1 protein-coding gene is annotated in these 417 nt (G+C 49.9%); it reads left to right on the top strand.

What is annotated here, in order from left to right; translation table 11 throughout:
• Positions 1–13: 13 nt before the first annotated feature.
• Positions 14–193 carry a hypothetical protein gene (locus tag AC1DLB_RS32245; RefSeq protein WP_018926171.1) on the top strand — a complete coding sequence of 60 codons (180 nt, stop codon included), beginning with the start codon at positions 14–16 and terminating at the stop codon, positions 191–193.
• Positions 194–417: the final 224 nt, after the last annotated feature.

Raw genomic sequence — 417 nt, 5'->3', positions numbered from 1 at the left:
GAGGAATACCGCCATGAACTTCAATCTCTTCTCTGTTATCGCCGCTTCCGCTATTTCCGCCACTGTTGCTCTGCCTGCCAGCGCCAACGTTGAAATCAGCGACAAAAAATCCCACACCCAAAGCTACACCCAGAAATACCTGCAACAGAGCGCCAACTTCTACGCCGCGCTGGATCACAAAAACCAACACTGAAATGTCAGCCCTGCACCCTTTATGCAGGAGCGAAGTCACTTGCCGATCGGCCCACAGGCGTCGAAAAGCCCCGAAGTGATGTCGCTCCTGCATAACGCATTTACGACAGCATCATATTGCCATCAATGTATTGCTTGATATCACATGGCCATGTGTTTAAATTTGACGCTGATTTTTTGACTCCTTCTCTAAAAGGATCGACAGCATGGCGATGCGTCTGGCAG

The sequence above is a fragment of the Pseudomonas sp. 05N434 genome, assembly GCF_056396965.1.
The sequence above is the reverse complement of the archived record's forward strand: the minus strand, read 5'-3'. Positions and strand labels throughout refer to the sequence as shown.

Coding starts and splice junctions, on each gene's coding strand:
- AC1DLB_RS32245 (WP_018926171.1), top strand. CDS start 14: ATGAACTTCAATCTCTTCTCTGTTATCGCCGCTTCCGCTATTTCCGCC.